The 10,226-nt window shown below is 71.2% G+C and carries 10 protein-coding genes, 2 tRNA genes and 1 pseudogene; 2 read left to right on the forward strand and 11 right to left on the reverse strand.

Annotated elements, in window-relative coordinates:
- The 4 genes from I5E_RS07175 to I5E_RS07190 form a co-directional block, all read right to left on the reverse strand.
- Positions 1 to 558: AI-2E family transporter (locus I5E_RS07175; RefSeq protein WP_022906381.1), on the reverse strand; the 558-nt coding region annotated here is incomplete at its 3' end.
- Between the two features lie 55 nt (positions 559 to 613).
- Positions 614 to 688 (reverse strand) — tRNA-Ile (locus I5E_RS07180).
- A gap of 13 nt (positions 689 to 701) precedes the next feature.
- Complete coding sequence (locus I5E_RS07185) at positions 702 to 1,913, reverse strand: glycosyltransferase (RefSeq protein ID WP_022906382.1); 1,212 nt, start codon at positions 1,911 to 1,913, stop codon at positions 702 to 704.
- A gap of 114 nt (positions 1,914 to 2,027) precedes the next feature.
- Positions 2,028 to 2,939 (reverse strand): DMT family transporter, encoded by a 912-nt coding sequence (locus I5E_RS07190; protein WP_022906383.1) that lies wholly within the window; start codon positions 2,937 to 2,939, stop codon positions 2,028 to 2,030.
- Positions 2,940 to 2,978: 39 nt separating this feature from the next.
- Here I5E_RS07190 and def point away from each other — a divergent pair, with 39 nt between their 5' ends.
- Positions 2,979 to 3,554 carry a peptide deformylase gene (gene def / locus I5E_RS07195; protein WP_022906384.1) on the forward strand — a complete coding sequence of 192 codons (576 nt, stop codon included), beginning with the start codon at positions 2,979 to 2,981 and terminating at the stop codon, positions 3,552 to 3,554.
- Between the two features lie 169 nt (positions 3,555 to 3,723).
- Here the strand turns inward: def and I5E_RS25295 are convergent, their stop codons facing one another.
- The 7 genes and pseudogenes from I5E_RS25295 to I5E_RS07230 form a co-directional block, all read right to left on the reverse strand.
- On the reverse strand, positions 3,724 to 4,212 hold the full coding sequence (locus tag I5E_RS25295) for a hypothetical protein (protein WP_022906385.1): 489 nt from the start codon (positions 4,210 to 4,212) through the stop codon (positions 3,724 to 3,726).
- A gap of 293 nt (positions 4,213 to 4,505) precedes the next feature.
- A tRNA-Asn gene (locus I5E_RS07205) sits at positions 4,506 to 4,578 on the reverse strand.
- Positions 4,579 to 4,678: 100 nt separating this feature from the next.
- Positions 4,679 to 5,653, reverse strand: a complete 975-nt coding sequence (locus I5E_RS07210; protein WP_042723674.1) for a D-isomer specific 2-hydroxyacid dehydrogenase family protein — start codon at positions 5,651 to 5,653, stop codon at positions 4,679 to 4,681.
- Between the two features lie 116 nt (positions 5,654 to 5,769).
- Positions 5,770 to 6,702, reverse strand: a complete 933-nt coding sequence (locus tag I5E_RS07215; protein ID WP_022906387.1) for an ATP-binding cassette domain-containing protein — start codon at positions 6,700 to 6,702, stop codon at positions 5,770 to 5,772.
- Positions 6,703 to 6,850: 148 nt separating this feature from the next.
- Complete coding sequence (locus I5E_RS07220; RefSeq protein ID WP_022906388.1) at positions 6,851 to 8,587, reverse strand: ABC transporter ATP-binding protein; 1,737 nt, start codon at positions 8,585 to 8,587, stop codon at positions 6,851 to 6,853.
- Positions 8,584 to 9,579 (reverse strand): ABC transporter permease, encoded by a 996-nt coding sequence (locus I5E_RS07225; RefSeq protein WP_022906389.1) that lies wholly within the window; start codon positions 9,577 to 9,579, stop codon positions 8,584 to 8,586. The genes I5E_RS07220 and I5E_RS07225 overlap by 4 nt, the downstream gene beginning before the upstream one ends.
- Before the next feature lie 2 nt (positions 9,580 to 9,581).
- Positions 9,582 to 9,962: pseudogene (locus I5E_RS07230) on the reverse strand (ABC transporter permease); the annotation flags it as partial.
- 47 nt (positions 9,963 to 10,009) lie between these two features.
- Here I5E_RS07230 and I5E_RS07235 point away from each other — a divergent pair.
- The coding region (locus I5E_RS07235) for an IMP dehydrogenase (RefSeq protein ID WP_031261791.1) at positions 10,010 to 10,226 on the forward strand (217 nt) is incomplete at its 3' end.

A 10,226-nucleotide genomic window follows, 5' to 3' on the forward strand; every position in this document is an offset into this window, starting at 1 on the left:
CAGGATCCCGCTGCCGACGGCGAGGATCCCGCCGCCGAGGCTCAGCAGGTTGCCCGGGTCCTCGACGAAGGACTGCAGGGACTGCAGGGCGTGGTCGATGTCGAACGACCCGGCGAACTGCTGCGAGAGGTCCTGCACCCACTCCTGCCGCGAGACGTCCCGCACGATCTCGGGGAAGTTCTGGATGAGGTTCGTCGCCTGCTGCACCAGGATCGGCACGACCGCGAAGACCACCCCGGCGAAGGCCGCGAGGACCCCGACCACCACCACCGTGATCGCCACCCATCGCGGGACGAACCGTTCGAGGAAGGAGACGAGCGGATCGATGCCGAGCGCGAGGAACAGCGCGACACCGACGTAGACGAGCACCGTGCTGAGCTCGTTGACGATCGCGCCGGCCACGACCGCGACGAGTACACCGAGCGCACCCATGAAGCCGATCCGGAACGCGTTGACGCGCACACCGGTGCCACCGCGGGTCACCTCGAACGTCACGTTCGGCGTCGGTCCGTGGTCGTCCTGGTCCTGCGGTGCGTCGCGCTTCCTGGGGAGGTGCACGCGGGGCGGGTGCGGTCGCTTGCTGCTGCTCGGACCCGCGTCGGCTTTTGACATGTAGGGCGGGCGGGACTCGAACCCGCGAATCGTTCGGTTATGAGCCGACTGCCTTGACCAGCTTGGCTACCGCCCCTCGCCGGGGACCGTCAGTCCACCGGTTCCCCACGATACAGCGACTCGAACGTCGAGAGCGTGCGGTTGATGTCGTGTGCCTCGATCATGGCGAGACTGCGGTGACGCATCGCCACGTAGTCGTCGTCCGACGCCGTCAGCACGGCCGTGAGCTTCGCGGCCAGGTCGTGCTCGTCACCGGGTGTGAACAGGAAGCCGTTGCCGTCGATGAGGTGCGGGAGCGCCATCGAGTCCGCCGCGACGACGGGGAGTCCGGAGGCCATGCCCTCGAGCGAGGCGATGCTCTGGAGCTCGGCGGTCGACGGCATCGCGAAGACGGTCGAGTTCGTGAGGGCCTGCCGCTTCGCCTCGTCGGAGACGAAGCCCAGGAACCGGACGCGGTCCTCGAGCCCGAGCTCCTTCGCCTGGTGCGTGAGCTTCGGGATCATCTCGCCGTCGCCGACGATCGTCAGCGTCGTGTCGAGCTCGGCCGGGAGGAGCGCCAGGGCCTTCACGAGGACGTCGAGGTTCTTCTCGGGTGCGACCCGGCCGACGAACACGATGTCGTTGTTCGCGGGACGCCCCTCGCGGGCGACGTACCGCGTGGCGTCGATGCCGCACGAGATCGCCAGGACCCGCTGCCCGGCGATGGCGCGGCGCAGGTAGTCGGCGGCGAGGTTCGTCGGCGTGGTGATCGCGTCGGCGAGCCGGTACGTCTTCGCCGCGTCGTTCCAGGCGATCTTCACCGCGATCGGCACGGTGCGCTTGCCGAACGGCGTGTACTCGAGGAGGTTCTCGGGCATGAAGTGGTTCGTGGCGATCACCCGGATGCCGCGCGCGTGCGCCTCGGGCACCATGCCCCGGCCGACGACGACGTGCGACTGGATGTGCAGGACGTCCGGCTGGAAGGCGTCGAGGATCGGGGCGGTCCACTTGCGGACGCTCCACGGCCAGACGAAGCGCAGCCAGGCGTGCAGCGGCCACTTGTAGGACTTCAGGCGGTGCACGACGAGGGTCACGCCGTGCAGTTCCTCGTCGAAGGTGCCGTAGTGGCGGCTCGACGCGGGGGCGACGATCTGGACCTCGTGCCCGCGTTCGGCGAGGCCGACGGCGAGCTGTTCGGCGAAGGTCGCCGCGCCGTTGACGTCGGGCGCGAACGTGTCGGCCGCGATGAGCACACGCAGCGGTCGTCGACCGCCCGTCGCACCCGTCGGTTCGGCGGTGGCGGTGGTGGCGTCGTCTGACACGGCTGGCGTCGTCCTCTCGTGGGCGAATGCTGGTCGTTCCACGACGCTACCCCACGTCGCGCAGGGCTCGCGTCCGCCTCGCGGTGGACACCGTCACCCCCGCGAGACGAGGGCTCAGGCGCGGGTCTGCGGGTGGTGCTTGGCGAGCAGGAACACGCCGGTGATCGCGATCGCCGCGGCGACGAGGAAGCCGAAGACGGCGAAGACGGGCGCCCCCGAGGCCTCGTCGAGGACGACGACACCGATGCCCACGGCGACGATCGGGTCGATCACGGTGAGCCCCGCGATCACCAGGTCGGCCGAGCCGATGGAGTACGCGTTCTGCACGAAGTACCCGCCGAGCGACGCCGCGACGACGACCCCGACGATCGCCAGCACCGTCAGCCAGTCGAACGTGCCGTTCACGAACCGGTTGAGCACGACCTTGGCGAGCGTCGCGACGAAGCCGTAGAGGATGCCGGCGCCGACGATGTAGTAGAGCGCGTTCTTGTGCTTCGCCACGATCCGGAACGAGACGAGCACGAGGACCAGGACGACCGCCAGGACCACGAGCACCGTGACGAGCTGTCGGCTCGTGATCGCGCTCTCGTGCCCGACGAACGCGGCGATGCCCACGAAGATGCCGACACCGATGATGCAGGTCCACACGGCCCGCCGTGCGCGGTGGCCGAGCGGCACGCCCGAGGCCCGCGACGAGAACCACGTGGTGATCACGAGCGCCACGGCGCCGAGCGGCTGGACGACGATGAGCGGCGCGTAGGTGATGCTCACCAGCTGCAGCACGACGGCGACGCCGAGCATGAGCGTGCCGAGCACCCAGTAGCCGCTCGAGAGCAACCCGACGACGTGTCGGACGCTGAGGCCCTTCGACTGCCGGCCGAGCCGCGCTTCGACCCGCTGCACCCCGCGACTCTGGAACTGCGCCCCCAGCGACAGGAACACCGCGCCGATGAGCGCGACGGGGATCATGAGCGCCTGGAACGGCGTGAGGTTCACCGCGTCGGGCAGCTGGAGGTCCGTCGTCACGCGTCGAGGCTACCGTTCCCCGCCGGATAACCTGGGTGAATGGCCGTTCTCCCGATCCGCATCACCGGTGAACCCGTCCTGCACGCCCGTGCAGCCGAGGTCACCGACTTCGACGACGACCTGCGATCGCTGGTCGCCGACATGTTCGAGACGATGGACCTCGCACCGGGGGTCGGTCTGGCCGGCCCACAGGTCGGCGTCGGCAAGCGGCTCTTCGTGTACTCATGGACCGATGATGACGAGGTCCTGCACCGTGGCGTGGCGGTGAACCCCATCCTGTGGACCACTCCCTCCGTGCCCGAGGCTGTGGAGGAACTCGACGACGACGAGGAGTCCGAGGGCTGCCTGTCGGTCCCCGGCGAACGCTTCCCGCTCCGTCGGTCCGAGGGTGCGCTGCTCCGCGCGGTCGACGAGCACGGCACGCCGTTCGAGGTCGAGGCGCACGGCTGGCTCGCCCGGATCTTCCAGCACGAGTACGACCACCTCGACGGGTACCTGTACGCGGACCGGCTCGTGCACCCCTACGGCAAGCAGGTCGCCAAGGCGATCCGGAAGAACAGCTGGGGCGGCCCGGGCAAGTCGTGGCTGCCGGGTCGCGACCACCCCGAGGGCTGACGGCAGGAGCCCCGGCCCGCACGGCGGTCGGTCGGTTGGCCTGTCGGCCGACCCGTCAGTCGGTTGGCCTGTCAATGGGTCGGCCGGTTTGTCGATCGGTTGGCCCGTCGGCTGTCCGGTTCGTCGGTCGGCCGGTTGGTTGGCCTGTCGGCCGTCCGGGAGGCACGGCTCAGCTCCGCCAGGCCGCGATCGCGTCCCGCAGGTGGCCGGTCTCCGGATGTCCCGGGCAGTACAGGAGGAGTGCTGCGGCGACGTTCGCCTCGGCCGCCGAGTCGACGGCCCGGGCCCACGGCCCGCTCCCCCGCAGTGCGCACGTCGCGGCGAGTCCTTCGAGCGTGGCGTCACCCCGACCGGCATCGACCGCCGCGCGCTGCTGCGAGGACATCGTCGTCCCGGTGATGCGCCGCGCCCGACAGTCGGTGCGGTCGTCCTCCCAGACGGCGGAGTAGGTCGTGTAGGTCTCGGTCCGGCCGGACACGCCCGTCTCGCACACGAACGCGAACACGATCGGCGCGGCACCAGAGGCCGCGACACCTGAGGTCGCGGCGGTGTCGAGTGAGTCACCGGGCTCCGACTCGGCACCGGTCGTACACCCCACGAGACCGACCGCCACGGTCGCCACGACGATCGCGGCGAGGGCTCGGCGCAGGGTGATCACCTGTGAACGCTAACAGCATCCAGCCATGGGTCCGCTGCGAGCACCGGAAGCGGATGCCGAGCGCCGGACCCGCACCCGCGCGCGCCGGAGCCGCGTGCCGCACGCGCGCGACGTTTCGCGCCCACCGACACCTCACGCCTGCCGGAGCCCGTGACCTGTCGCCCAGCGCGAAACCCCGCGCACGCAGCGCGCCCCGCACGCACTACGCGCGCCCGCGCGCCCCGCACGAACCCGCGCGCCCGCCGCACCCCGCGCACGCAAAAGGCCCCCACCCGAAGGCGAGGGCCTGTCTGCTCCCCGAGTTGGACTCGAACCAACAACCTGCCGGTTAACAGCCGGCTGCTCTGCCAATTGAGCTATCGAGGATCACTGTCCGCTGGCGAATGTCGTGCGAACAACGGGTAACAGCATAGCAGGAACCCGGAGCCGCCCCGCGCATCCACCACGCATCCCGGGCGTGCCGCGCTCAGTACCCGGCGACCGGGTCCACCACGCCGACGAAGCCCTCGCCGGCTCCCCCGAGGAACGCCACGGTGTTGACCCGCACGCGCTCGGCCAGCAGCGGCGCCACCATCTCCGGCGTGTCGGCCTGGTGCGGCGTGATGATCGCGCCCGGCTGGTCCCAGAGCGGGTGTCCGTCCGGTAGGGGCTCCGGGTCGGTGACGTCGAGCCCGGCGGCGGCGATGGCTCCGCTCCGCAGGGCGTCCACGAGCGCGTCCGTGTCGACGAGTCCGCCGCGGGCGATGTTCACGAGCCGTGCGGACGGCTTCATGATCGCGAACTGCCGGGGCCCGAACAGCTTCGACGTCCCCGAGGTCATCGCGGCCGCGATCATCACCACGTCGGCGTCGGGCAGCACCTCGTCCAGCTGGTCGGTCGTGACGGTCCGGTCAGCCCCGGCGACCGGCGAGGACGAGCGGCGCACCACGGTGACCGAGACCTCGAAGGGTGCGAGCAGCCGGATGTACTCCAGCGCGATGCCACCGGCGCCGATGACGACCACGTTCCTGCCGTAGAGCGAGACACCCTCGGGCTCGGTCGCCCAGGACCGTGCACGGGCACGCTTCTGCAGCACCCGGAGCGTCCCGAGCGTGAGGGCGAGGGCGTGCTCGGCGACGGGCTCGGCGTACGCCCCCTTGGCCGAGGTGAAGAGCACCCGGTCGCCGTGCTCGGCGATCAGCCCGGCGAAGGCGTCGACACCGGCGAACGGCAGCTGGACCCAGCCGACCGACGGCGTGGCGTCCAGGGCATCGGCCAGGCCGGACGGGTCCCGCGGGTCGAGCCACACGAGCCCGGCGGTGTCGGCACCGAGGGCACCGACGGTCCCACCGGCCGCGGCGACCGCGTCCTCGTGGAGGGCGGTGCCGTCACCGGCGGGCAGGATCGCGACCGGCCCGGCGGTCGGCGGTGCGATCGGCAGCGCGGCGCCGGCGTCGGTCACGACGGCCCGGTGCCCGCGCACACCCGACGACGAAGACGCGCCCGACGACGACGTACCCGACGACGAGGACGTGCCCGACACGGCCGCGGGGACCCCGGACCCGGACGGCTCCGCGCTCACGCGTTCTCCTGCCGTTCCGCACGGGGTCCGGTGCCGGCGGCGACTGGCCGGCGCGGGGCCGAGGACCGCCGCGGGGCGGCCGCGACGGGCTGCCGACGCTTCACCGGACGTGCCGCCGTCGACGCGAGCGTCTTGACGTAGGGGTCGACGGGGTTGTCGAGGACCTCGTCGAAGGTGCCGAGTCCGACGAGCCGGCTCTCGGCCATGATCGCCACCCGGTCGGCGAGGGCACGGGCCTCGCGCAGGTCGCTCGACACCACGACCGCCGAGAACTGCCGGTTCCGCTGCAGGGTCGCCAAGGCCTCGAGCACCGACTGGCGGACGAGGACATCGACGCCACGGGCGGGTTCGTCGGCGACGAGCAGCTGGGGCTCGAGCACGAGCGCCTTCGCGAGGGCGACCCGCTGCCGCTGCCCGCTCGAGAGCTCCCACGTGTTGAGCCGCATCACGCCGAGGGGCAGGTGCACGGCGTCGACCAGGCGGGCGACGATGAGGCCGGCCTCCTTGCGGTCGAACCGGCGGTCCCGCGCGTAGATCGGTTCCGCGATGGCCTCGCCGACGGTGAGGTCGGGGCTGAGCCGGTCCGCGCCGTCCTGCGGCAGGTAACCGATGCGCCCGCTCAGTCGCTCGAGCTTGCGGGACGTCGGCCGGAGACCGCGGGTCTTCTGCCCGAGCACGGTCAGCTCGCCGCCGATGATGTGCCGACGGTGGGCGCCGTCGCCCTCGCCGGTGGTGCCGAGCTGCCCAGCGATGGCCGCGGCGAACGTCGACTTGCCGGACCCGGACTCGCCGAGCACGGCCAGGATCTCCCCCTGACGGACCGTGAGGCTCACGCCGTCGACGGCCCGGATCGCATCCGTCCCCCGTCCGCTCCGGTACTCGATCGACACGTCGTCCGCGACGACCGCCGGTCCGTTGACCGCGATCATGGATCCCCTTCCACGCCGCCCCCTGGCGGCGGTTCGCGACGGACCGGGCTGCACCGACCGTCGTGCGCGATGTTCGAGGAGGTGACCGCCAGGAGGCGCGGCATGCGTCGACGACGCGCACCGCGCCTCCTGGGATGGTCGCGTCGGGTCAGGACCCGGCGTTCTCCAGTTCCACCAGCGTACGCCGTCGCTCCGCCTGTTCCGCCGGATCCGGCACCGGGAGTGACGCCAGGAGACGCTGCGTGTACGGGTGCTGCGGTGCGCCGAGGACCTCGGCGGTGGTGCCCGTCTCCACCAGGTCGCCCCGGTAGAGCACGGCGATCCGGTCCGAGAGCGCCCCGACGACCGCGAGGTCGTGGCTGATGAACAGCGACGCGAACCCGAGGTCCTGCTGCAGCTCGAGGAACAGCTCCAGCACGCGCGCCTGGACGGACACGTCGAGCGCACTCGTCGGCTCGTCGGCGATGAGGAGCTTCGGCCGCAGCGCGAGCGACCGCGCGAGCGAGGCCCGCTGCCGCTGCCCGCCGGAGAGCTCGTGCGGGTAGCGGTCGCCGTAGGCCGCCGGCAGCTGCACGGCCTCGAGCAGTTCGCCGACCCGCTTCCGGGCGGCACGCGGGCTCGACACCTCGCCGTGCACCACGAGCGGCTCGGCGACGCACTCCGAGATCGTCAGCAGCGGGTTGAACGAGGTCGCCGGGTCCTGGAAGACGAACCCGATGTCCTTGCGGTGCCGCTTGAAGTCCCGCTCACGGTAGCCGAGCATCTCGGTGCCGAGGACGTTCAGCGAGCCGCCGGTGATCTTCGTCAGGCCGGCGATCGCACGGCCGATGGTGGTCTTGCCGGAGCCGGACTCCCCCACCAGACCGAGGACCTCACCGGGGCGGATGTCGAGGTCGACGCCCTTGACCGCCTTGAACGCGTGCGAGCCGAGGCGACCGGGGTACTCGATCTCCAGACCCCTCGCGGACACCAGCGGCTCGACGTCCGACGCGATCGCAGCACGGCGGGCGGCACCGGTCGAGGCCTCGAGCCGGGGCACGGCCGCGAGCAGGCGCTTCGTGTAGTCGTCCTGCGGCGCCGCGAACAGCTCGCCGACCGGGGCCTCTTCGACGACCTCGCCCTGGTACATCACGGCGACGCGGTCGGCCAGGTCCGCGACCACGCCCATGTTGTGGGTGATGATCACGATCGCGGCACCGAACTCGTCGCGGCAGCGGCGGAGCAGGTCGAGGATCTCGGCCTGCACCGTCACGTCGAGGGCGGTGGTCGGCTCGTCGGCGATGATCACGCTCGGTTCGAGAGCGAGCGCACTGGCGATGACGACACGCTGCTTCTGCCCGCCGGAGAACTGGTGCGGGTAGTGGTCGACGCGGGTCTCCGGATCGGGGATGCCGACGCGACGGAGGTAGTCGATCGCCTTCGCGCGGGCCTCCTTCTTCGAGACACCGCCGTGGGCGCGGAGTCCCTCGGCGATCTGCCACCCGACCGTGAAGACCGGGTTGAGCGCCGTCGAGGGCTCCTGGAACACCATCGCGCCCGCGGTCCCGCGCAGACCCCGGAGCTTCTGCGCGCCGACGGTCACGACGTCCGTGCCGTCGAGGAACACCGCTCCGCCGAGCGTCGCGGTCTCGGGCATGAGCCGCAGGATGCTCCGCGCGGTGACGGACTTGCCCGAGCCGGACTCGCCGACGAGGGCGAGGACCTCGCCGGGCCGGACGTCGATGCTGACGCCCTTGACCGCGTCGACGGCGCCGCCGTCGGTCGCGAAGGTGACGGTCAGGTCGTCGACGACGACGACCGGTTCGGTGGTGGTGTCGCCGGCCTGGAGGCGCGTGGAGGCCTTGGGCTGGTCCGTCGCGTTGGACGGGTTGGTCGCGTCCGTCATGCGGTCGCCCCTTCCGTGCTGGCCGTCTGCTTGCGGGACACCAGCTGCTTCAGCCGACGTCGTGCACGGAGGCGCGGGTCGGAGATGTCGTTGAGGCTCTCGCCGATGAACGTCACGCCGAGCACGAGCACCACGATCGCGACACCCGGGAAGACCCCCGTCCACCAGACACCGCTGGCGACGTCGGAGAGCGCACGGCTGAGGTCGTAGCCCCACTCGGCGCCGCTCGTCGGACCGATGCCGAAGCCCAGGAAGCCGAGGCCGGCGAGGGTCAGGATCGCGTCGCTCGCGTTGAGCGTGAGGATGAGCGGCAGGGACCGGGTCGAGTTCCGCAGCACGTGGCGGGTCATGATGCGCCACGGGTTCGTGCCCATCACCCGAGCCGACTCGACGAACGCCTCGTTCTTCAGGCGCACGGCCTCGGCACGGACGACCCGGAAGTACTGCGGGACGTACACGACGGTGATCGAGATCGCCGCCGCGATGATGCCGCCCGAGTAGCTCGAGTTGCCGCCCGAGATCACGATCGACACGACGATCGCGAGGAGCAGCGACGGGAAGGCGTAGATCGCGTCCGCGACCACGACGAGGATCCGGTCGAGCCAGCCGCCGATGTAGCCGGAGACCATGCCGAGCAGCACGCCGATGAAGATCGACACGACGACGGCCACGATGACCACGAGCACCGCGGTCCGCGCGCCGTAGACCACGCGGCTGAACACGTCGAAGCCGCCGACGGTGGTTCCCCAGATGTGGGTGGCGCTCGGTGCGCCGGTGCGCGGGAAGCTCTGGCCGTCAGCGCCCTGCAGTTGGCCGAAGCCGTACGGGGCGATGAGCGGCGCGGCGACCGCGACGATCAGGTACAGGGCGCAGATGACCACGCCGGTGATGAGCATGGCGCGCTGCCAGCCCGTGCTCCTGCGGAGCTGCACCACCACGGGCAGCCGCTTCCAGAGCGGCTCGTGGCGGTCGACGAGGGAGGTGTCAGCCATCTCTAGAACCTCACTCTCGGGTCGATCAGGGCCGCGACGACGTCGACGATGAAGTTCGTCACCGCGACGATCACCGCGAGCATCGCGACGATGCCCTGGACCGCGACGAAGTCGCGGGCGGACAGGTACTGGTTGAGCTCGAAGCCGAGCCCGCGCCACCCGAAGGTGGTCTCGGTGAGGACGGAACCACCCAGGAGCATGGCGATCTGGAGTCCCATCACCGTGATGATCGGCACGAGGGCGGGACGGAAGGCGTGCGTCCGGACGAGCCGCGCCTCCCGGACACCGCGTGAGCGGGCCGCGTCGACGTACTCGGACCCGAGCGAACCGATCATGTTCGCGCGGACCAGGCGCAGGAAGATGCCGGCGGTGAGGAGCGACACACGACCTGACCTACTCCGACGTCTTCCTCGTCCCCAGCCGGTCGGCGGTGACGAGCCGGTTCGACGTGGACCTCTCGGCGAACGACGGATCCGGTGCGACCATCCCGATCGTCAGCGCCAACATGAACTCGGTCACCGGGCCCCGCCTCGCCGCGACGCTCGCCCGACGCGGCGGCCTCGGCGTCCTGCCGCAGGACATGCACCTGCAGGACCTCGACGCCGCGATCCGCTGGGTCAAGGAGCAGCCCGTCGACTTCGACACCG

The sequence above is a fragment of the Curtobacterium sp. B18 genome, from assembly GCF_000333375.1.
GTDB lineage: Bacteria > Actinomycetota > Actinomycetes > Actinomycetales > Microbacteriaceae > Curtobacterium.

Bases quoted from the DNA above. Each gene is read 5' to 3' on its own strand.
- I5E_RS07225 (WP_022906389.1), bottom strand. From the start codon at position 9,579: ATGGCTGACACCTCCCTCGTCGACCGCCACGAGCCGCTCTGGAAGCGG.
- I5E_RS07215 (WP_022906387.1), bottom strand. From the start codon at position 6,702: ATGATCGCGGTCAACGGACCGGCGGTCGTCGCGGACGACGTGTCGATC.
- def (WP_022906384.1), top strand. From the start codon at position 2,979: ATGGCCGTTCTCCCGATCCGCATCACCGGTGAACCCGTCCTGCACGCC.
- I5E_RS07220 (WP_022906388.1), bottom strand. From the start codon at position 8,587: ATGACGGACGCGACCAACCCGTCCAACGCGACGGACCAGCCCAAGGCC.